19 protein-coding genes and 1 other annotated feature are annotated in these 21,242 nt (G+C 36.4%); of the genes, 2 read left to right on the top strand and 17 right to left on the bottom strand.

Annotated elements, in window-relative coordinates:
* Positions 1-39: 39 nt before the first annotated feature.
* The 17 genes from ACQV2G_RS02295 to ACQV2G_RS02215 all read right to left on the bottom strand — a co-directional run bounded on the left by ACQV2G_RS02295 (position 40) and on the right by ACQV2G_RS02215 (position 18,454).
* A complete protein-coding gene (locus ACQV2G_RS02295; RefSeq protein ID WP_428876032.1) occupies positions 40-1,944 on the bottom strand; it encodes a M13 family metallopeptidase in 1,905 nt (634 codons plus the stop codon).
* 93 nt (positions 1,945-2,037) lie between these two features.
* A complete protein-coding gene (gene mreD / locus ACQV2G_RS02290; RefSeq protein ID WP_428873893.1) occupies positions 2,038-2,601 on the bottom strand; it encodes a rod shape-determining protein MreD in 564 nt (187 codons plus the stop codon).
* On the bottom strand, positions 2,594-3,442 hold the full coding sequence (mreC, locus tag ACQV2G_RS02285) for a rod shape-determining protein MreC (protein ID WP_428874989.1): 849 nt from the start codon (positions 3,440-3,442) through the stop codon (positions 2,594-2,596). The genes mreD and mreC overlap by 8 nt, the downstream gene beginning before the upstream one ends.
* A gap of 28 nt (positions 3,443-3,470) precedes the next feature.
* A complete protein-coding gene (locus ACQV2G_RS02280) occupies positions 3,471-4,493 on the bottom strand; it encodes a rod shape-determining protein (RefSeq protein ID WP_428873891.1) in 1,023 nt (340 codons plus the stop codon).
* Positions 4,494-4,721: 228 nt separating this feature from the next.
* Positions 4,722-4,925, bottom strand: a complete 204-nt coding sequence (locus tag ACQV2G_RS02275; RefSeq protein ID WP_428873890.1) for a cold-shock protein — start codon at positions 4,923-4,925, stop codon at positions 4,722-4,724.
* Between the two features lie 175 nt (positions 4,926-5,100).
* Positions 5,101-5,766: a RadC family protein gene (radC, locus tag ACQV2G_RS02270; protein WP_428873899.1), complete on the bottom strand. Its 666-nt coding sequence runs from the start codon at positions 5,764-5,766 to the stop codon at positions 5,101-5,103.
* Between the two features lie 105 nt (positions 5,767-5,871).
* Positions 5,872-7,218 carry a bifunctional folylpolyglutamate synthase/dihydrofolate synthase gene (locus ACQV2G_RS02265; RefSeq protein ID WP_428876031.1) on the bottom strand — a complete coding sequence of 449 codons (1,347 nt, stop codon included), beginning with the start codon at positions 7,216-7,218 and terminating at the stop codon, positions 5,872-5,874.
* Positions 7,219-7,242: 24 nt separating this feature from the next.
* Positions 7,243-9,888 carry a valine--tRNA ligase gene (locus ACQV2G_RS02260; RefSeq protein WP_428876030.1) on the bottom strand — a complete coding sequence of 882 codons (2,646 nt, stop codon included), beginning with the start codon at positions 9,886-9,888 and terminating at the stop codon, positions 7,243-7,245.
* Positions 9,889-9,935: 47 nt separating this feature from the next.
* Positions 9,936-10,149 (bottom strand) — a binding site (T-box leader).
* A 59-nt stretch (positions 10,150-10,208) separates the two neighbouring features.
* Positions 10,209-10,964, bottom strand: a complete 756-nt coding sequence (locus tag ACQV2G_RS02255) for an NAD-dependent protein deacylase (protein WP_428876029.1) — start codon at positions 10,962-10,964, stop codon at positions 10,209-10,211.
* Positions 10,965-11,052: 88 nt separating this feature from the next.
* A complete protein-coding gene (locus ACQV2G_RS02250; RefSeq protein ID WP_428873886.1) occupies positions 11,053-11,433 on the bottom strand; it encodes a RidA family protein in 381 nt (126 codons plus the stop codon).
* Between the two features lie 39 nt (positions 11,434-11,472).
* Positions 11,473-12,672, bottom strand: a complete 1,200-nt coding sequence (gene thiI, locus ACQV2G_RS02245) for a tRNA uracil 4-sulfurtransferase ThiI (protein WP_428875004.1) — start codon at positions 12,670-12,672, stop codon at positions 11,473-11,475.
* Between the two features lie 13 nt (positions 12,673-12,685).
* Positions 12,686-13,843, bottom strand: coding sequence for a cysteine desulfurase family protein (locus tag ACQV2G_RS02240; protein ID WP_428876027.1), 1,158 nt, complete (start codon positions 13,841-13,843; stop codon positions 12,686-12,688).
* 95 nt (positions 13,844-13,938) lie between these two features.
* Positions 13,939-15,663, bottom strand: coding sequence for a septation ring formation regulator EzrA (locus ACQV2G_RS02235; protein ID WP_428873884.1), 1,725 nt, complete (start codon positions 15,661-15,663; stop codon positions 13,939-13,941).
* A 188-nt stretch (positions 15,664-15,851) separates the two neighbouring features.
* A complete protein-coding gene (gene rpsD, locus ACQV2G_RS02230) occupies positions 15,852-16,460 on the bottom strand; it encodes a 30S ribosomal protein S4 (protein WP_428873883.1) in 609 nt (202 codons plus the stop codon).
* Between the two features lie 200 nt (positions 16,461-16,660).
* Positions 16,661-17,356 (bottom strand): 5'-methylthioadenosine/adenosylhomocysteine nucleosidase, encoded by a 696-nt coding sequence (locus ACQV2G_RS02225; RefSeq protein ID WP_428873882.1) that lies wholly within the window; start codon positions 17,354-17,356, stop codon positions 16,661-16,663.
* Positions 17,357-17,369: 13 nt separating this feature from the next.
* A complete protein-coding gene (locus tag ACQV2G_RS02220) occupies positions 17,370-17,870 on the bottom strand; it encodes a hypothetical protein (protein ID WP_428873881.1) in 501 nt (166 codons plus the stop codon).
* 2 nt (positions 17,871-17,872) lie between these two features.
* On the bottom strand, positions 17,873-18,454 hold the full coding sequence (locus ACQV2G_RS02215; protein WP_428876025.1) for an NUDIX hydrolase: 582 nt from the start codon (positions 18,452-18,454) through the stop codon (positions 17,873-17,875).
* Positions 18,455-18,626: 172 nt separating this feature from the next.
* Between ACQV2G_RS02215 and ACQV2G_RS02210 the strand changes: the two genes are divergently transcribed.
* A complete protein-coding gene (locus ACQV2G_RS02210) occupies positions 18,627-19,754 on the top strand; it encodes a 5-bromo-4-chloroindolyl phosphate hydrolysis family protein (protein ID WP_428876023.1) in 1,128 nt (375 codons plus the stop codon).
* 4 nt (positions 19,755-19,758) lie between these two features.
* Entirely contained in the window at positions 19,759-21,036 is a 1,278-nt protein-coding gene (locus ACQV2G_RS02205) for a toxic anion resistance protein (protein WP_428876021.1), read from the top strand.
* Positions 21,037-21,242: the final 206 nt, after the last annotated feature.

The raw sequence follows: 21,242 nt of genomic DNA, 5'->3' as shown, positions 1-21,242 counted from the left end.
AGACTGTCAATAATTCTAAGGAAAGATATTTTTGGTAAATTACCAAATGCGAACGCGCTCCTCTGGAGCTAGCCACATGCCGTCCCCTTCTGACGTTTCAAATGTTTCATGAAATTCATCAAGATTCTTCACTTGGACATTGGCGCGTAATTCTGCCGGTGCATGAACATCTACTTGAAGCAACATTAATTCATACTCTGGACGCGCTTTTTGACACCAAATACGGGCCCAATTGATAAAGAACTCCTTATAATCTGTTTCTCCTTCATTTTTTAAGGCATTTAATGCAGCTGTCAAACCACCTCCATCTGCAATGTTTTCAGAAACGGTTAACTTGCCATTTACTTTCCCTTGGCCAAACGGTATACCATCCCATTGATCAACCACCGCTTGAGCTTTTTGGTTAAAAGCTTCAAAGTCTTGCTCAGCCCACCAGTTATTCAAGTTACCATTTTCATCAATTTTAGCGCCATTATTATCAAAAGCATGCGAAATCTCATGAGCTATGACAGCTCCAATTCCTCCATAATTCGCCGCTCTTGATTGATCCAGACTATAGAAAGGAGCTTGTAAAATAGCGGCTGGGAAACAAATATTGTTTAAAGTGGGATTGTAATAGGCGTTCACTCTATCTGCTGGCATCAACCATTTATCTCGGTCCACCGCTTGCTTGTATTGTGAAAAATGGTCCCTTTGATGAATCCTCTTTAACGATAAACAATTTTTAAAAAGGGAGCTCTCTGCATTCACTTTTAAGTCTTTATAATATTCTGGATAGTCGTTTGGAAAGCCAATTAGATAGTTAAATTTTTCTAACTTTCTAATTGCTAATTGAATGGTTTCATCACTTAACCATTGGTTCTTTTCCAATCTTTTTTTGTAAACTTCAATCATCGCTTTGACCATGCTCTCTATATCCCTACGAGCTTCGAATCCTAGATATTTTTTGCCATAATAGGTGCCTATCACTTGATCAAACAGATCCCTTACTAGGTAAAAATAAAATTTTTTCGCTTTCATCGGTTCAGGCGTTCCCGATAGAGCCAATGAAAACTCACTGCCTTTTAAACGAAAATCTTCACCTAACACTCCGGATAGGTCATTAATTGTGCTTACTATTATCCAAGATTTAAGAAGTTCAATATTATCCGACTGAACAATTTCATCTAGATGTTCAAAAAAAGAAGGTTGAGTAACAATAATTTTTTCTGGCACTTCTTTGATAATCTGCTTAATAAAAGAATCAATTGCAATTTCTTGACAATAATCTTTCACTTCAGCAATGGATCGTACATTATAATTTTGGGTATAGTCCGCTAATTCTTCTTGCGTTTTCTGATAGCTAGCTAATTTACGATCAAATTCTATACAGTTTTTTACCCATTGTTGACTTTGGTCCTTATTATAACCAAGACTTATTAATAATTCTTCGCTTTGTTTTTGGTATATGTTCAAAAGAAATTGTCCTTTTTCATTTTCTTCATCGTAATATGGAGTATCTGGCAAAATTAACCTTGGGACATCCATATAAAGGCAATTTTGTTCCGCATTTTTCATGTCTGGTTCAACGGATAAGTTAATTAACGAAGGTAATTTATAGTTTAATAGTTCCACCATTTTAGCTGTAATAGCTTGATAATCTGCTTGTGAAAGGATACTATTTAAAAAGTCTTTAGCTTCTGCCAAATTTTCTTTCTCTTGATGTTCAAAATCAAGTGCTTTTTTATAAAGCTTGATAAACTCTAACATTAAAGGATCCGTAGTAGTTAGTTTCCCTTCAACTAACGCGTTGATATCCTTCAAACAAACTTCTTCAACTTTCTCGGCTAATGACATAAATCCACCTGTAGCTGGTTTGTCTGAAGGAATCACCGCTTCTTCTAGCCATTCCCCATTTACCGCTTGATATAAATCATCTTTTAATAAAGAGTGATTGATCGCCATAATAATTCCTCCTCTTTTGTTGTTTTATTCTCTTAATTATAACATTTTATTTCAAATGCACAAAAAAACCGGGAAATAGTTCCCGATCTTCTTTTAAAAGATAATATGATCATCATAACCTAACCAACGCACAAGCAACCGATTAGGAAGATACATGAAAAAGGTTAAGGCCATATTAAAGATTAGAGTTGGTCCTAAACGCATCACAACATAGTCTTCAAAAAGAAGCCTACTTAGTCCTACTTGTTGATAGAAAAGATAAACAACGAAATCAATAATAGTTATTGAAACGATAAATAACATCATATGGATAATAGCGTTGCGTGGAAAGTGACGCCTGATTGAAAGAATAAAATATGCGATGAGAAAATAAAGAATGGCGTATAGGCCTAAAATGGTTGAATTATAAGCATCTGCTATTAACCCTATAAAGAAAGCATAGATCATAATTGAAGTATTACGTAAATAAAAGGAAAAGGTTACAATAAAATAGAGCAGTAGATGTGAAACAATGATTTGTTCATTTCCTAAAAAGGCTGTGGGAAAGATAGAGGGCAGGGCTGAATCGATTACTAAGGCAAAGAGTAAGACAAGTGGAACAATACCCACAATGTTTCTTTCTCTTTGATAGCCAAATTTAGTCGAAAAATTATTCATCTTGCTGAGCTCCTTCACGTAAGATCACTGTTACAAATCGAATATCAGTCATCTCTCCAGCCGGTTTTACTCTTACCGTTTGGAATAATCCTTGGGCATCCATTTCTGTTTGGGTAACTTCTCCAACAAAGAGCGAGGATGGTATTACCCCCCCTAAACCAGAAGTAATGACCATATCTCCCGCTTTTACTTTAGCATCTGGCAAAACTTGAGTCATGATGAATTCTTTGTCCTTCGGGTCATAGTCACTGATCACACCAATTGCAGAAGATCCATCTTTATCCGTTTGAACACGAGCCGATACCATACCGTCTTTTGATTGGTTGCTAGTTAATAAAAGAACCTTAGAAGATGAAGGATATACCTCTATAATACGTCCAATCAGACCGTTTCCAGCCATAACAGCCATATTTTCTTCCATACCCTGTTTGGAGCCTAAATTGATAATAAGGGTTTCTGTCCATTGATCAGGATTTCTTGAAATAACAGTACCATGAATACTGGTGAATTTAGAAAGAGTTTCTGACAAGTCAAGTTCTTGTCGTAATTTTTCATTTTCAGTCTCCAAATCGGCAATACGCACTTGCATTTCATAAGATTTATCAATTTTTGATTTGAGTGCTTCATTTTCTTCAAAAGTATTGACTAAATCGTCCACAGAATTCACAAACTGAACCACCATGCTTACTGGTTCAGAAAATACTCTGCCGGTCCAGGAGATTGTTTCATTAACAGCTGTTTTGACCACATTATTCGTTCCATTGAAAAGAGAATAAGCGATTAAACTGCTAATGACAATCCCACCCAGAAGAATTCCAATTAACTTCTTATTATTAAGCATATTTTGCCTTCTTTCTACTAGTAAACAATTATCTTAAACTCCGCTCAATCGCTGATGATTGACGATCCAACTCATTAAACATACGTCCTGCACCCATAGCGACACAGTCGATGGGTAAATCGGCTCTTCGTACAGAAAGACCTAATTCTTTTTCAATTCGTTCTGGTAGATGTTTAAGTAAAGACCCGCCACCAGTCAAAATAATACCTGTTTCCATGATGTCTGCAGATAATTCAGGGGGGGTTAATTCTAACACCTGTTTTATTCCTAAAATAATTTGATGAATTACTACATCAATGGCTTTTGCAACTGTCTGAGTGGATACTTTGGCTTCATTGGGCACGCCGGTTATAACATCTCTACCTTTTACAATTAAATGATCATTTTCTTCTTTAGGATCATACAAGGCTTCCCCTATCACTATTTTTAAAGTCTCTGCCGTATAATTTCCTATAATTAAATTGTGTTCTTGGCGAACTTGAGATTGAATTTCTTCATTCATATTATTACTGGCTGCACTAAGCGTTAAGGAATCTACAATCTCGCCATATGATAAAGTGGCGATATCGGTAGTACCTCCACCGATATCCACAATCATTTTTCCTCTTGCTTCTTCAATTGCTAAATTCGCTCCTAGAGCTGCTACAAAAGCCTCCTCAACAATCATTGCTCGGTTGATTCCTAATGATTTGATTGCATCAATTAGTGCCTTTCTTTCTACTTTAGAAATTTGGCTTGGCGAACTAATGACAACTTCTGGTTTTGAGAAGGAATGACGTAAGGCTTGAGTAATAAAATGGCCCAACATCATTTTGGTCATTGAGAAGTTAGCGATAACGCCCTTACGAATGGGGTAAATCATTTCATAACGGTTTGACGTTCTTCCAACTAGTTTCGATGCTTCTTTTCCATAGGCAACAACTTCTCCTGATTCTTTGTCAATTGCTACTATAGAGGGTTGGCGCAATGCAATACCCTTTCGTGCAATGTAAATGATGGTTGTTGAAGTGCCTAAGTCAATTCCAATTTGCTGTTTGCCAAAAATCCCCATGCATTCATCCGCCTTTCAAATAATAGCAATAGCTTTGTAAATTATAGCAAAAAAAAAGTTTAAAAACTAGCGAACCCTTTCTTTGCTCAACTGAATTTTAAATTTTAGAAATTTCATTTGGTTTTTAAACAACTGCTTGAGCACGATTATAGCTATCAAAAAATACCGCAAGGTTATTTAGTTCCCTTACGGTATTTTTTGATTCGATAGATTAGATTGGTCGAAAGTCTAGGCTAATTTTTCAACATTAACTGCTTGAGGTCCACGAGCGCCTTCCTCAACTTCGAATTGAACTGCTTGTCCTTCTGCTAAAGTTTTGAAGCCTTCACCTTGGATGGCTGAGAAGTGTACAAATACGTCTGAGTCACCCTCACGTTCGATAAAGCCAAAACCTTTAGATTCGTTAAACCATTTTACTGTACCTTGTTCCATTTACAAATATCCTCCTCGTGCCTAAGCACCTGTATTAATTATATTCTTGCTCTTGGTACGAAGTGGAATTCCCAAACTATGATACCCCTTACAAAAACATATCTAAATTCTAACATAGCTGGCTATTCTATTTCAATAGTTTTCAAGTATTTTATCATTTAGCATTTAAAGACAACTAAATAAAACAATCACTCGCTTCACGCAAACTCAAATAGCGATCGTTTCCAATAATCAAATGATCCAAAAGTTCAATCCCCATCATCTCCCCACACGCTATCATTCGCTTGGTAAATAGCAAATCTGCCTGTGAAGGATCTGGATTACCAGAAGGATGGTTGTGAGCAATAATTAGCCTTGCAGTTGGATATTTTACCGCTTCTTTAAAAATTTCTCTTGGGCAAGCTACCGAACTATTGACCGAACCGATAAAGATGGTTTGTTTTTTGATAATTTCATTCTTACTATTTAGAAAAAGAGCGACTAAATGTTCTTGATGAAGGTCTCCCATCTCTTTAATCAACCATTGCCCTGCTTGAGAAGTTGAAGTTAGAACGCCCTGTTTTTTAAATTGGGCATCTTGCACTCTACTCCCAAACTCAATCGCTGCTTTTATCTCAACTGCTTTAGCAGGACCAATTCCTTTAATCGATTGGAGTTCACTAAGTGAGGCAATTTTTAAAGTGTTGAGTGGTTCAAAATGACTAAGCAAACGAATGGCTAAGTTTAAGACATTTTCTTTTTTGCTTCCTGTTCTAAGGAGAATAGCCAACAATTCATGATTGGATAAATTTTTAGCACCGTATTGTCTGAGACGTTCGCGCGGCTGGTCTTGCTGAGTCATTTGACGGATACAAGAGTTATTCGATGACAAAAGAATTCCCCCTTACTGCTAGTATCAATAAATACAAGAAGTAAGGAGGAAAAGTGCTCGCTATTATTCAATAAGTTAAATCATTTGGTGAGCTAAGAGATAGGCTCTAGCTTCTGAGACAAAGTATAGAGAGCCCGTTATTAATAAGAGGGCCTGCTTATTATTTTGATTATTTAATTGATAATCATTCATCCAACTTTTCCAATCATCAACGTAATGGGCTTTATGACGATTGACAATTGATTCGGCTTGTAAAACTTCTGCAAAATCTTTTTCTTTCATAGCTTCGAAATGGTGGAAGGAAGTCAAATAAACTTTTTCGGCATGAAAATTCAACAATAAAGGAACTTGTTCTGCTTGATTTTTCTTCTTTAAACCTCCATAAATAATGGTGATCTCGAAAGCAGAAAAATTCTCATCTACCACACTTTTCAGTGCGGTCAGCCCTTCCATATTATGCGCCCCATCTAAAAAGATGTATGGATTTTCAAAAATCTTTTCTAATCGACCAATCCATTTTGTCTTTTGCAAAGCCTCTCTCGCTTTGGGCCAATCAATCGTTTGCTTTTGGTGAGCCATCCATGAAATAAATACTTGCAAAGAAACGGCCGCATTTCTCACCTGATGATCTCCCACCATATTTATTTCAAAAGCTTCTTGTGGAATTGCTTGACTGTCAGTCCAAAATTGGAATTGAGTCTTAAAAGGGCTTAACTTGTTAATATTTTTGACACCGAAAGTTTGGTCATAAGAGTGGTGGACAGCTGTGCGAGCATTTGCCCATTTATCAATAATGCTTAGAGGACTTTTTTGAATAAGTCCTGTGACAACCTCTTTTTGCGGCTTGATGATGCCTGCTTTTTCAAGAGCAACGGACTCTAAGGTGTCTCCTAACATATCCGCGTGATCCATACCAATAGAAGTAACAACGGCAATCTCTCCGTCTAAAACATTAGTACAATCCGACATGCCTCCGATTCCTGCTTCAATCAAGCAAACATCCGGTTTTTTTTCTTGAAAATATAAGCACATCATAATAGTAAATAGTTCAAAATATATTAAACGACCATAAGGAGAGTAGGCTTCCATGTAATCATTTAATTCAACCAATTGATTGGTTAAACGAATGAGCGCTTCGTCACTAATTTGTTGACCATCAAAAGTAATTCTCTCATTAAACCGCTCAATATGTGGCGAGGTGAAAGATCCTACTTTATAGCCCTGGCTCGACAGTAAATCTCTTAAATAAGCTACCGTTGATCCTTTACCATTAGTCCCGGTGATATGGATAATTGGTAAACCTTTGTGAGGATTTCCCACATATTCCAAAGCTTGATATATTTTAGTCATATCAGGTCTTGGGATAGGATTGATTTGGTTTAACAACCAATGAGTCGCCTCATCAACATTTGTAAACGTCATTTTGATTCCTCTTTTTCTAACTATTTAGATTAATGGTTTTAATTCTTCAATTCTTTCTTGCACTGCTTTTAACCTTTGTTCATATTCAGCTAATTTAGTGCGTTCACCTTCAACTACTTGAGCAGGTGCTTTAGCAACAAATCCTTCATTCGAAAGTTTCTTCACTAGACGTTCGACTTCTTTTTCTAACTTAGTGACTTCTTGCTCCAAGCGCTTAATCTCATCCTCTATTTTGACTAATCCAGCTAATGGGATGAAAATTTGTGCAAATGAAAGTGTCTGTGTAACCATTTCTCCTTCTATTTCAGGATTAGCGGCAATTTCTAAGTGGTCTGTGTGACAGAAACGATTAATGTATGCCCGGTTACTTTCTAAACTTTCTTCAATACCCTTATCTTGAACTTTAATAATCATTTTTAAAGCTTTAGATAATGGTGTGTTCATTTCATTTCTGATTTGACGCACCGCTGTAATGACTTCAATCAATTCCTGCATTTGTTTTTCAGCAATATCGTTTTTGTATTCTTCTTTAACGGTTGGATAAGCTGCTGTAACGATTGATGCAGCTTGTGGAGCAATTTGCTGCCAAATTTCTTCAGTTACAAAGGGCATAATTGGATGTAATAGACGTAAGAATTGGTCCAAGACATAAACAAGAACTGATTTAGTGGCAAAATGATCATGTTCTTGATCTTGCAACTGTTCTTTAGTCATTTCGATATACCAGTCACAGTAATCATCCCAAATGAAATGATATAAGACCCTACCTGCTTCTCCAAATTCAAAGCGTTCAAATAAACGGCTTACTTCTTCAATTGTTGTTTGTAAACGGGAAAGAATCCACTGATCGGCAAGTGTCAAATCTTGCTTGATTTCTAAATTTTCAATGGTTAAATCACCCACATTCATTAATACATAACGTGAAGCGTTCCAGATTTTATTAATAAAGTTCCAAGCTGCTCCCATCTTTTCAGTGGAGTAACGAATATCTTGTCCGGGAGTCGACCCTGTGGCTAAGAACCAGCGAAGGGAATCCACCCCATATTCATCAATAACGTCCATTGGATCAATTCCATTGCCTAGCGATTTTGACATCTTACGCCCCTGGCTATCACGGATTAATCCATGAATTAAAACATTTTGGAAAGGTCGTTTACCCGTAAACTCTAAAGATTGGAAAATCATACGCGACACCCAGAAGAAAATAATATCATAACCGGTCACTAAGGTACTGGTTGGGAAGTAGCGACGATAATCGTGACCTTCTTCTGGCCAACCCATGGTTGAAAATGGCCACAAGGCAGATGAGAACCATGTATCTAAAACATCCGGATCTCTTAACCAATTTTCTTCATCACTGGGGGCTTGTTCGCCAACATAAACTTCACCTGTTTCTTTATGGTACCAGGCTGGAATTTGATGTCCCCACCAAAGTTGACGTGAGATCACCCAATCATGAACATTTTCCATCCAAGTTTGGAAAGTTTGATTAAAGCGTGGTGGGTAAAATTCAACTGCTTGATCAGTTGCTTGATTAGCCAAAGCTTGCTGGGCTAAAGGTTTCATCTTGACAAACCACTGAGTAGATAGATAAGGCTCTACGACCGCCCCAGAACGCTCAGAATGGCCCACTGAATGCGTATGTTCTTCAATCTTAACTAAGTAGCCTTGCTCTTTTAAATCTTTTACAATTTGCTTGCGTGCATCGAAGCGATCCATGCCTGCATATTTTCCACCTAATTCGTTAATAGTGCCATCTTTTTTCATCACATTCATTCGTGGTAGATGATGACGGTTACCGACTTCAAAGTCATTCGGGTCATGAGCTGGGGTAATCTTCACTACACCTGTACCAAATTCTCGATCCACATACTCATCTGCTACGACAGGAATTTCACGATTCATTAATGGTAAGAGTACTTTTTTACCGATCAAATGTTGATAACGCTCATCAGCAGGGTGTACAGCAATCGCTGTGTCGCCTAAAAGTGTTTCAGGACGGGTGGTGGCAATTTGAACCACTTCATCACTACCAACCATTGGATAATTAACATGATAAAAAGCACCTGGTACATCTTTATGGATCACTTCAATATCGGATAGAGCCGTTTGGGCTTTTGGATCCCAGTTAATAATATATTCTCCCCGATAGATAAGTCCTTTTTCATAAAGCTTAACAAAGACTTTATTAACTGCTTTGTTTAAACCGTCATCCAGCGTAAAACGTTCACGCGCATAATCGACTGAAATACCCATTTTCCCCCATTGCTGGCGGATAATGGTTGCATATTCTTCCTTCCAAGACCAAGTTTTTTCTAGGAATTTCTCCCGCCCTAAATCATGACGACTTAAGTTTTCATCTTCTGCTAAACGCTCTTCCACTTTTGCCTGAGTCGCAATTCCAGCATGGTCCATACCAGGTAACCATAAAGTATCATAGCCTTGCATTCTTTTAGAACGGATAATCATATCCTGCAAAGTCACATCCCAAGCGTGACCTAAATGTAATTTACCCGTTACGTTAGGGGGTGGAATTACAATTGAATATGGCTCTGCTTTAGAATCTCCTGAAGGCTTAAATACACCTTGTTCTATCCATTTTTGATATTTACCTGCTTCAACCGTCTGAGGTTGGTACTTACTTGGCATTTGCTTCGTATTTTCTACCATCGTTACACCTTCCTTAATTCATTTTCATAAAAAAAATCCTATGCTTTGCATAGGACGTCAATTACGTGGTACCACCTAAATTTAATCAAGTAAAAAAGTTACTTAATCACTCTTTCTTGTTAACGGAGCAGACTCCGTAAGACACTATTGTTGATTTCTCATGTCTTATGACTCCAAGCTACCTTCATTCATCGAGAAACTTTCAGCGCAAGGTTTCCTCTCTGGATGGTGATGAATTACTCTTCTCTTCTTAGTCAAATTAAAATTTAAGTTGGACTTATTTTATCATTCTTTACAGCTTTGAACAAGGCCTTCGCCATTTAATCATTATTTGCTAAATAATCTTTCACTAACTGAAAAACTGCCTCAATTTTATCTTCAAAAATCAAAGCATTGGGCTTGCTAATTAGAATTGGTGTCTGATTAATGATTACTTGAGAATTTCCTCTAAAATAATGAATAAATGAAGCAGCCGGATAAACATTTAAGGAAGTTCCTGCGATAATCATGAGGTCTGCTTGACTAATGGCTTGGATTGATTGATTAATGGTCTCTTCATTCAAGCTTTCTTCATATAACACCACGTCCGGCTTAATAATCGCTTGATCTTTAGGACAGCGTGGAATGCCCTGAGCATCTTTTTCTAATTGATCCAGAGCATAGTAGCTACCACATTGCGTACAAAAATTATTTAAAACAGACCCATGAAGTTCTAAGACTCGACTTGAACCAGCCTTTTGATGGAGGCCATCGATATTTTGGGTGACAACTGTCACTTCTTTTCCTTTGTTTTCTAATTCTTTTAGAAAAAAATGAGCCAAATTGGGTTGTATTTCTGGATAGACTAAATGCTCAAAATAGTATTCAAAAAAGATTTGAGGATGTTGTTTATAGAAGGAATGCGAGATTATTTCTTCCGCTGAGTATTGGTAATTGGTTTCTTGCATAAACAAACCATCTGCAGAACGAAAATCTGGAATACCAGATGCGGTTGAAACACCGGCTCCACCAAAAAAGACAATCTTGCGACTTTTCTGGATGATTTGAGCAAATTCTTTGATCTGATTTTCGATCATTATTTTCAATCTCCTTTAAATTTTAAAAAAGAACCGTCAACAACCACTTACATCAGTCATTAGACAGCTCTTTTTAATATCTTATAAATTATAAACTAGCGATTACTTCAATTTCTACTAAAACATTCTTAGGTAAGGTCTTAACAGCCACTGCTGAACGAGCTGGTTTGGATGTGAAATATTCAGCATAAATTTCATTAAAAACGGCGAAATCACCCATATCTGCCAAGAAACATGTGGTTTTTACAACATTTTCTGCAGAGTATCCTGCTGCATTTAGTAGAGCATCGATATTAGCAATTACTTGCTTTGTTTGATTTGTTATTTCTTTTGCTTCTATTTCACCTGAGGCTGGATTGATTGGGATTTGACCTGAACAGAAAAGTAGCTCTCCTACTTGTTTTGCTTGAGAGTATGGTCCAATTGCTGCTGGGGCTTTTTTTGTATTGATTGTTTTAATTTCTGTCATAATTACTCCTCTTTCTTAATGAATTCTTGCGACAACAACTTATAATAAATCATTGAAGGCTGTAGCCGCTTCGCTTTGATAACTAGCAGTGATTTCACTTGTCTTGATATTTTCCAAGGCTTCTTTCACTAGTTGGTCAATTGGTAAGAGCGCCTCATACTCTTTAACAGTATGAAGTCTAGGCTTAGTCCAAGGTGACTTTGGTGCAAAGACCGTACAGCAATCTTCATAGGGCTCATTAGAAATATCGTAAGTTCCAATGGTTTCAGCCATTGCTATTATATCATTTTTATCAACTGCAATTAAAGGTCTTAATATTAAAGAATGGGTCACTTCATTAATCACTTGCATCGATTGTAAAGTTTGTGAGGCAACTTGACCTAGCGACTCCCCATTAACAATTGCTCGGGCTTTATGCTCTTTTAACAAAGCATCCATTAGGCGTAACATGATCCGACGCATAATAGTCATGGATAAATTGTCGGGAACATGTTCTCGAATCGCCAACTGAATATGAGCAAAAGGAACCTCGTGAAAAGTAATCGCAGTGGCGTACTGAGCGAGAACTGCTGTTAATCGTTTAGCTTTTTCAAGCGCTTGTAAAGAAGTATAAGGTGGACTGGCAAAATGAACCATTTCCAACTTCATTCCCCTTTTTATCATTTGATAACCAGCAATCGGTGAATCAAAACCACCCGAAAGCATTAATAAGCCTTTCCCACTTGAACCATAAGGTAAGCCACCCATACCTGGATAGTTTTTTAAACTAAGATAGGCTATATCTTGATGGATGGATATGACCACTTTGTGTTTAGCTTTTCTCAGATCAACCGTTAATTCCGGATGAGCTTGCAGAATGATGCTCCCTATTTCTCTTTGAATGGCAATACTATCATGCTCAAAGTTCTTATCCGATCGCTTAGCAATTACTTTAAAGCTATCTCCCGGTTGAGCATTTAACTCAGCAAAAAGTTCAAGGGCTTTTTTTCCAATTTCTTGAAGATCCTTTTCAACAGGAAAAACAGGTTCAAACCTTTGAATTCCTGGAATTGTTTTAATGATTTCAATCAGTTCATCGTAAGCTGTTTCGTGCCAATAAAGATGCATGAAATCATGATGTGCATGAATTTTAATTTTCTCTAAATGTTTGGTTTTATAGCGTATATGCTCAGCAATTTTATTTTGAAACATTTTACGGTTACGCCCTTTTGTTGAGAGCTCCCCATAGTGAATTAACATCTCTTTCAATCTTTTAGGCTCCTTTCAAATCTTGCTTAAACTTTGTTGAAATCTCATGGATTGGTTTAATTAATTGATCTACTTCTGCTTGGCTGGTTGTCTGCGATAAAGAAATTCTTATTGAAGAATTAGCTAAATTGTTATCAATGCCCATCGCTTTAAGGGTATGATGGTCATTTTTCTTACGACTTGAGCAAGCAGAAGTTGTCGAAATCATGATATCAGCATTGGAAAAAGCTTGAAGTAATACCTCGCCTGGCACACCTGGAAAGGCCGCACAGATAATATGTGGACTCACTTGCTCCTGGCTACCACCAAAGACTTGCCAATTCATTTTTTTAAGTGCTTGAGTTATTTGAGTGCGATAATGATTTATGTGTTTGATACTTTCTGCTTGGTTTTCCCAAGCTAATCTTAAAGCTTTGGCCGTTGCTACAATCGCTGGTAGGTTTTCAGTAGAAGAGCGCATACCAAACTCTTGACCGCCTCCAAATAATAAAGGTGCTTTCGTAACACGTTGGCGAATGGCTAAGAGTCCCACCCCTCTTACCGAGTGAAATTTATGGCTAGAAAGAGTTAATAAATCAATTCTACTATGATGCATAGCTTTCATCCTACAAGTTATGGCTTGAACAGCGTCAACATGCCAAAGGATTTGTGGATAGTTTTCTAATTTTTGTGCCAATGGTTCAACTGGTAAAAAAGATCCTACCTCATTATTGACTAACATAGTAGAAACAAGTAATACTTGATCACTCAGTAGATTTTCAAAGCTGTTTAAATCCAATTGACCATTATGATCCACCGGTGCTAGGATTACTTCAAAGCCTCTTGTTTTTAAGTGGTCAATTTGCGAGCGAATAGAAGGGTGCTCAATAGCTGATAGGATAATTTGTCGCCTATTAGGATGAAGCTTAGCGTGAGCTGTTAATAGACTTTGAAGTGTCCAATTGTTAGATTCAGTCCCTGATGAGGTACAAAAGATTTCATTGCTTTTAAAAAGTAATAAGTCTGCAATTTGTTGGCGAGCATTATTCAACAGACTATTGGCCTCTTGACCTAATTTGTGGGCACTTGAAGGGTTAGCAAAATATTTTTGAGCTACTTGATTGTAGGTGTCTAAAACAGTAGCACGAGCTGGAGTGGTTGCGGCATGATCAAAATATAACATCTGTAATCCTTTCTTACTTCTATTTAGTAACGACAATTGACTCAAGAAAAAACCGAACAGATCCCAAAACCAAGGAATCTATTCGGACTTTACTTTTAATAAAATCGGATTTGTTTTTCTTGATGATACATCCTTCGAACTTGCGTCGGTGCATCTGGATCGACTTGACGAAGGACTTTTTCAATGGTTGCCAAAGCTTCACGGTAACGGAATTCTTGGTGGAAGTAGTATTGCGCTTCTTTAATTGCTTGGTCTACCTCTGGGTAATCGTAGCGAAAACGATTGGAATGTTGAATCATATATTCGGTGAGCATGGCTGAATCGATGGTTTCTTCAGTCATTGCCTCCAATTCATCTAAACCTTGTTCTAAATTACCTTCCATCTCATCAATTTGATTCATATCCACTCGGACACGATTGAGTTGTTGAGAGAGGTTCTCAATATGATCAGTTACCTTATAAAACAATTCATAATAGCTATCATGTAAGCCAGGCAAATGGTTTTTTTCTAACTTACGCTTCATATTTCTAAGGTCTAATTCATATAAATCAAGATTTGATTTAGCTTCTTTCTCTCGACTGGTTAAGCCAGCTATCGATTTTACTAACTGATTTTGTTCATCTGCTATTTCTTCAATAGAACGCTCGATTTTACGCATTTTGCTTTCTATTTGAGTAAATACGGCATGATTTTGTTCAATATCAACTTCCATATCTTTGAATTTTTGATACTCTAAGCGAATTCTTTCGGTTAAGTCATTGACTTGGTCTAATTCATTATTATGTAAGATGTAAGATTGAGAGATCCGATCGACTTCTATTCCTGCATAACGATTGTTTTCAGTTACTGCTTCAATTCGTCCCTTCAATTGATGAAGGTGACTATTCACATATTCTTTAGCCATAATTTCTGATTCTAACTGATCGTATAAGGAATTAATTTCACGCTCTGCTTTGTCCATTAAGGTTTTAGCGTCAGCTAAATCAGCATTTTTAATCTCGTTTTTGGCTTGGTTTAACTGCTCTTGAATTTTATCAATTTCTTCTAAAACATTAATATTATCAAAGTTAAAGCGACTAGCCACCATTTTTTCGTAGCCATCTCTAATATCTTCAAGTGAATCTTCATATTCACTTTGAATCTTATCGTACATACTTGGAATTTTTTGTAAGATTTCTTCAAATGACGATAAGTCAGCCTCTAAGTTATCTAGCATATCTTGAGCATCTAGATGATCACCGTTAGCAGTTAGTTCATTATATTTAGTGAAGTTCAACTCTAAATATTGAAGGTTTTTTTCAAGCGTTTCAATCGCTGGCCCATAATCAAAAGAATGATTCATGACACTTTTGCGAGCAGTTTGATAACGTTCAAGTAAGGCTTCATAACGTTCTTGATTTTCATCCTCTGTTGCCAATAATTCTGTTAATTCCTGGTGCAATTGATGAACTTGAATTTCTGTTTCATCAAGAATTTCACGTGCTTGATTTAGTGCGTTTTTTGCTCTCACTAGATTCATTTGTTCTACAAATTGTTCAGAACCTACCAAAGCGGCTTCTATTTCAGTAAATTGAAAGTTGGTAATGGTTTGCCAAGTAGCCACTAAACTTTCATATTTTCTTTTTGTTTGACCAGATAGATTCATATTCTTCAAAGTAAAGAGCTGGTCAGCAACAGAAATAGACATCATTTCATCTTTACGTTGTTCCAAATCTTTAATTTCTTTCTTTCTCTGTGTACGGAAATAATAAATTAATCCATAGATTAAGAGTATTGCTACAATGATCAAGAACAGGATGTCCGTGAATTTAATACTCATTCCTTTTCGCTCCTCTACTTATTTCTAATCCCCTGCCTATTGGCCTTTTGCATAAATAATCACCATACATTATAACATTTGAAGGCTTTCTTTTAAAGGCATTGTTCAATAAAAAACTTCCTTAGGCTCTAATGGAAAAAAATAAGATTGGGAAAGCTCCCAATCTTATGTAACAATCTCTTTAAGATTTAGCCTAATTTATTGTAGTATTCTACGACTAGGGCTTCATCAATTTCAGCATTTAATTCGCTACGTAATGGTAAACGAACTAAGCTACCTTCTAATTTATCTGCATCAAAGTTCACAAACTCTAAACGAGTAACTGTTGTTTCTAATGCTTCCTTGATGATAGCTAAATTACGTGAGCGTTCACGAACACTAATTACTTGTCCTGGTTCAACAATATATGACGGGATATCTACACGCTTGCCATCAACAGTAATATGGCCGTGGTTTACTAGTTGACGTGCTTGACGACGAGTAGTAGCTAAACCTAATCGATAAACTAAGTTATCTAAACGACGCTCTAACATAACCATGAAGTTTTCACCATGTTTACCTTCGGAGATTTTGCCAGCGCGATTAAATAAAGTGCGGAATTGGCGTTCATTTAATCCATACATAAAGCGTAATTTTTGCTTTTCATTTTTTTGTAAAGCATATTCTGATAATTTTTTACGTTGATTACCGTGTTGTCCTGGTGGGAACGGACGTTTTGATAACTCCTTACCAGTTTCAGTTAATGAAATTCCTAAACGACGAGATTGTTTCCATGAGGGTCCTGTATAACGTGACATTAAAATTCCTCCATAAAATATGTATTGGAGTAAAATAAGTGGTTAGAAAATCGAATGCGTGCAGTTAGTTTTTCACCTTGTGCAGCCGTGGTTACTCATTAACGTTGACGTTACTAACTGTTGACGCGCTTTCTTTTTCTATGCTGCATTATTTTACACTCTTTTTATTATACCGATTAATAAAAGATTAGCAAGTTTTTTTAATCAATTTTACTCAGTAAATCGATTACCATCTCAGCTGATTTGCGTCCGGCCAATAAAATAAATTCATCAAAACTTATTCCAGCTTCTTCATCTGCTTTATCGGAGATTGAACGAATGATAATAAATGGTGTTTTTAGAATATAGGCAGCTTGTGCGATAGCCGCTGATTCCATCTCAACTGCTTTTACGTTAGGAAAAACTTGACGAATATTGTTTACTTGTTGACTGTCACTAATGAATTGATCTCCTGAAGCAATCAGTCCTCTAATTGCGGTTTGTCCTTTCTCTTTAGCCAATCGATAGGCCAATTGACTGGTATCTTCATCTGGTTGATATATTGTCGGCATGCCAGCCATTTGACCTTGGTCGTATCCAAAGACTAAAAGGTTTACATCGTGGTGGATTAAACCATCAGCAATCACCAAGTCACCCACTGATAAGTCTGGTGACAGACCTCCGGCACTTCCAGTGTTTATAATTAAATCCACCTCAAAATGATCAACCATTAAAACAGTTGAAAGGCTAGCATTAACTTTTCCAATTCCTGATTGAACTAGGACAACTTCTTTACCACTCAATCTTCCTTGATAAAACTCAAAGCCATAGTAATTATGAACTTCTAAATTTGATAGTTCATTTTTTAAGAGACGAATTTCTTCTTCCATTGCACCAATAATTCCAATTTTTTTCATCTAACCACCCCTCCTATGCCAAAAAAGCGATTAACAAAACTAAGACTAATAGAACACCTACTATGATAATGCCATTATTTAAAAAACGGTCAATTTTAGCTGAATATTTAGCTCTTTTTCTAATAGAACTAATATCTTCCCCCATTGATTGATGGTGATAATCCTCGAGTGAACTTGCTTGGTCTTTATCAACTGATTGCTCATTAAAAGCTTTGTATACTCCATCTCCTTCTGCATCCATCTCATTAGTCATGTCAAAGTCATTCTGACTATCAAATTGTGAAGTCACTTCCTCATAATAATTTGGATAAGGTTGTGAATCATCCATCGCTTCTGCCCGATTAATAAATTCATGGTAGAGCTCACTATCTTCTGAATAGATCGACCGATCAAAGGAATCCACTTGGTTGTTTGAAGAAGGCTGATGATTTAAACGATCATTTCCTTCTTGCTCATAATTTAAATAAGCTTGATAATCGTCGTGTTTTTTCTTTTTGCTTGAAAATAGTCCCATAACTAAACCTCCAAACTATTTAACCAAATGCTTAAAGCATATAAAGTTTTTAAATCAATGATTTCACCATTATTAATCATTTCCCTCACTTGTTGGGCCGTAAATAAGTAATGCGAAACTTCTTCATTTTCATCTTGATCTAGCTTTTCTTTTGCCTCTTCAATGGATTTAGCAAAGAAAAGGTATATGGCCTCATCAATATAACCCGGTGAAATATAAAATTTAGAATTAAATATCCACTCTGCTGAAGCGTAACCAGTTTCTTCATTTAACTCACGTTTGGCGGCTATAAGAGGCTCTTCGAGTTGACCTTCTACTTGATCGATAATTCCAGCTGGGATTTCGTAAATTTCATCAGCAATAGCCGGACGATACTGTTTAACCAGGACAACTTCATTGTTTTTTGTTTCAGCTAATATACCCACTGCTGGCAGGTGATGAATCAACTCACGTTTTGCCGTTTGACCGTTGGGTAGACGTACTTCATTTTGATAGAGTTGTAAAATGGCCCCATCGTAGATTTGGTTAACAGATAGTGTTTCATTATTTTTGATAAATGAAATTGTCTCTGCCTTATCTTTCATAATTTTCACCTCTTAAAACTATTTCCTTAGCTATTAATTCCTACTCAGTTTAGCGACTACTATTCTTTCTTTCAAGTCTTTTCAATGGTTAAGTTTAAGAATAGGCCTCAAGTCCGATAAGACTTTTTTCTAGTTATGGTATTCTAAAATTAAGAAAAGGGAGGTTGCAATCATGTTAGCTTTAATCAATATAATTTTTATATTCTTATTAGCAGGCCCTCTGCTAAATATTGTTCGCAAATTCAATCATTTTGTTAAAAAAGGAAATCATTTATCTGATATTTGGACGGTTACTTTGAAGAAAAATATCCTTGCCTTACTTACTTTAATTGTGATGGAGCATGTTTTAACATTCATTTTTTATAATAGCTACTATATAATGGCCCTCGTCTATTCCACTTTAGCTATTGTTGCCGGATGGCTTCTCTTAGCCTTTCTCTTTTACTTTATTCGTAAAATAAATTCTGCGGCATGGATTTGGTTTTTCTATTATGTTGGTCAAGTCCTTACCTTATTAGTGGGTCTGGCTATTGCTAGTAGTCAATCCCAATCTTATGGTTATATTGGTTTAGAGAGTTATTTTACTGCTTCTGCCATTAGCTTATATTATCTAAGCATTGCTATTCTATTTTGTTCAGCTGGGGTTGCTTTTTTAGCGCTTATAACAAAACCGAATACATTTAAAACCCACAGGAAGTCATTTTTCCATCCTACTCACAAAAAGCCTAGTCGCAACATGCTAGAGCATTATCAAGCAGCAGGCTTAAGTAAACAAGAAATTGAAGCTTTCAGAAGTCAAATGGCTGATTCGCGTAAACAGATTATTAATATTGAAGCCAACTTTCAAAAAACGGCTAAAATGCGCGCCATTGAAATCCGACACAATATCGTCAAAGTTTCAAAGAATTACTTTAAAGATATCGTTGAAGAGCCCAATCGTCGACTGGATGCTTCTGATTTCCTCATCAATTATCTTCCACAGTTAGACGATCTATTAGAAAAATATAATGAAATTAATTCACATGTGGCAAAAAATAAGCAAAGCTATTTAATTTTAGAAAAAAGTGCCCAAACAATCGATCAGTTGAGTCAAGAAATTGTTGAGGATTATTTGAAATTTCACTCCGAAACCTATCAAGAATTGGAAGATGGCTTGAAACTAGCCGACCGAATGTTACATAATGAATCTAATAATCAAACAAATCGATTCAGCCAAAATTCAAAAAAATCTAAAATGGATAATTTTGATATGGATGACCCTTTTGAAGAGCTTAAAGAACTAGATAATGAAGGAGAATAAAGCGATGAATGAACTAAACTCAAATAATCAGGATTTAACTCAAACCACTTCTTTTGATGAAATTGATGATCTTCTGACGGATCCCTTTGACCAAGAAGAAGATCAGATTGAACCCATTCAATCTTTGCAAAGCGAATTATCAAAAGCTTCAATTCTTTCACAGAAAAAAGTTACCAATGAGAAAACAATTGACCGCTTGAGTAAAAATCGTCAAGCTCAAGCACGTAAACTCGCCCAGCAGATTGACGAGAAAAACCTTTCTGCTGTTATCACCTATGGGGCTAAAGCACAAAAGCGTTTGTCAGAATTCTCCCATTCAATGCTACATAATGTCCAACTTAAAGATACGGGTGAAGTCGGTGATGTTTTAACGGATTTAATGACTACCTTACAACAGTCGAATCCTAAGGAGTTAACCAGTCGACCTAATCTTTTTCAAAAAGTTTTTGGCCAAGTCCGTACCTCCATCTCTGATACCCAAATGAAATATCAAAAAATCGGTAATCAATTAGACAAAGTCGTTATTCGTTTAGAAAGAGAAAAAAACGAATTACTCAATGACAATATGATGTTAGAAACACTCTATCAAAAGAACAAAGACTACTTTGAGGCTTTAAATGTCTATATTGCAGCGGGTGAAGTTAAAATTGAAGAATTACAATCCAAAACGATTCCTCAAGCTATTAAAAAAGCTCAAGAAAGCAATAGCCAAATGGATGTGCAGGAAGTCCATGACCTTAACCAATTTTTAGATCGTTTAGACAAACGCACCCATGATCTAAGACTTACCCGTCAAATGACTATCCAGCAAGCTCCACAAATTCGGATGATTCAAAATACTAACCAAGCCTTGGCTGAAAAAATTCAAGCCTCTGTTCATACCTCTATTCCTCTTTGGGAAAATCAAATTACCATTGCCCTTGCACTTTTGAGACAGCAAGACGCTGCCACTTCTCAAAGAATGGTCTCAGAAACAACCAATGATTTGTTACGTCGCAATTCCGCTATGCTGAAACAATCGGCCATTGATACAGCTAGAGAAACTGAAAGAGGTATTATCGATATCGAAACCTTACAAAAAACGCAGGCTGATTTGATCGAAACGATTGAAACAACATTACAAATTCAAGCTGAAGGACGACAGCAAAGACAAGCCGCTCAAATAGAATTAGAATCAATGGAAAGTCAACTGCAAGAACGGTTATTAGCTATTTCAAATGAACAAAAACAACAAGCTATGAATCCTAAAACGTCACAAGATAATTATTTTGATGATTTTTAATTTTTACTTTAAACACTCTTTAGGAGTATTAAAAGAAACTAGGTAAAAAGTCCTAAATACGACAAAAATCAGCCCATTATCTATGAATTTCCCCAGCTTTTAGGGCTTGTTATTCACTATTTTTATTTATTAAACGACAAAAACAGTGGCGAATCTCATATCAATTCGCCACTGTTTTTTAGGGCTTTGGCCCTGTCTTTTTTTTA

This window comes from Facklamia sp. P12955, from assembly GCF_050409565.1.
Classification (GTDB): Bacteria; Bacillota; Bacilli; order Lactobacillales; family Aerococcaceae; genus Facklamia.
The sequence above is the reverse complement of the archived record's forward strand: the minus strand, read 5'-3'. Positions and strand labels throughout refer to the sequence as shown.

Bases quoted from the DNA above. Each gene is read 5' to 3' on its own strand.
- ACQV2G_RS02295 (WP_428876032.1), bottom strand. From the start codon at position 1,944: ATGGCGATCAATCACTCTTTATTAAAAGATGATTTATATCAAGCGGTA.
- mreD (WP_428873893.1), bottom strand. From the start codon at position 2,601: ATGAATAATTTTTCGACTAAATTTGGCTATCAAAGAGAAAGAAACATT.
- mreC (WP_428874989.1), bottom strand. From the start codon at position 3,442: ATGCTTAATAATAAGAAGTTAATTGGAATTCTTCTGGGTGGGATTGTC.
- ACQV2G_RS02280 (WP_428873891.1), bottom strand. From the start codon at position 4,493: ATGGGGATTTTTGGCAAACAGCAAATTGGAATTGACTTAGGCACTTCA.
- ACQV2G_RS02275 (WP_428873890.1), bottom strand. From the start codon at position 4,925: ATGGAACAAGGTACAGTAAAATGGTTTAACGAATCTAAAGGTTTTGGC.
- radC (WP_428873899.1), bottom strand. From the start codon at position 5,766: ATGACTCAGCAAGACCAGCCGCGCGAACGTCTCAGACAATACGGTGCT.
- ACQV2G_RS02265 (WP_428876031.1), bottom strand. From the start codon at position 7,218: ATGACGTTTACAAATGTTGATGAGGCGACTCATTGGTTGTTAAACCAA.
- ACQV2G_RS02260 (WP_428876030.1), bottom strand. From the start codon at position 9,888: ATGGTAGAAAATACGAAGCAAATGCCAAGTAAGTACCAACCTCAGACG.
- ACQV2G_RS02255 (WP_428876029.1), bottom strand. From the start codon at position 10,964: ATGATCGAAAATCAGATCAAAGAATTTGCTCAAATCATCCAGAAAAGT.
- ACQV2G_RS02250 (WP_428873886.1), bottom strand. From the start codon at position 11,433: ATGACAGAAATTAAAACAATCAATACAAAAAAAGCCCCAGCAGCAATT.
- thiI (WP_428875004.1), bottom strand. From the start codon at position 12,672: ATGTTAATTCACTATGGGGAGCTCTCAACAAAAGGGCGTAACCGTAAA.
- ACQV2G_RS02240 (WP_428876027.1), bottom strand. From the start codon at position 13,843: ATGTTATATTTTGATCATGCCGCAACCACTCCAGCTCGTGCTACTGTT.
- ACQV2G_RS02235 (WP_428873884.1), bottom strand. From the start codon at position 15,663: ATGAGTATTAAATTCACGGACATCCTGTTCTTGATCATTGTAGCAATA.
- rpsD (WP_428873883.1), bottom strand. From the start codon at position 16,460: ATGTCACGTTATACAGGACCCTCATGGAAACAATCTCGTCGTTTAGGA.
- ACQV2G_RS02225 (WP_428873882.1), bottom strand. From the start codon at position 17,356: ATGAAAAAAATTGGAATTATTGGTGCAATGGAAGAAGAAATTCGTCTC.
- ACQV2G_RS02220 (WP_428873881.1), bottom strand. From the start codon at position 17,870: ATGGGACTATTTTCAAGCAAAAAGAAAAAACACGACGATTATCAAGCT.
- ACQV2G_RS02215 (WP_428876025.1), bottom strand. From the start codon at position 18,454: ATGAAAGATAAGGCAGAGACAATTTCATTTATCAAAAATAATGAAACA.
- ACQV2G_RS02210 (WP_428876023.1), top strand. From the start codon at position 18,627: ATGTTAGCTTTAATCAATATAATTTTTATATTCTTATTAGCAGGCCCT.
- ACQV2G_RS02205 (WP_428876021.1), top strand. From the start codon at position 19,759: ATGAATGAACTAAACTCAAATAATCAGGATTTAACTCAAACCACTTCT.